Raw genomic sequence first — 248 nt, forward strand, 5'->3', positions numbered from 1 at the left:
GGACCACAATGATCGTGAACGGGGCGGCCGAGAGGATGACCGCCTGCTGGAGAGCTGCAAGCCCGCCGGCCAGCAGGAGCACGATCGCGGTGATCCCGGTGACGGCGCCCCAGACGACGAGCACCGGGCGCTTCGGTGTGAGAACGCCCTTGGTTGAGAGCATGCTCAGGACATAGGTGTTGGCGTCGGCGCCGGAGACGAAGAACAGCACGACCAGGATGATGGTGATGGCGGAGGTGATGCCAGTC

1 protein-coding gene is annotated in these 248 nt (G+C 65.3%); it reads right to left on the bottom strand.

The genetic code is table 11. The features are described 5' to 3' along the window. On the bottom strand, positions 1–248 hold a 248-nt coding region (locus AC3XQU_RS24485; RefSeq protein ID WP_489876710.1), incomplete at both ends, for a BCCT family transporter.

This window comes from Telluria sp. AZSoR62, from assembly GCF_058111565.1.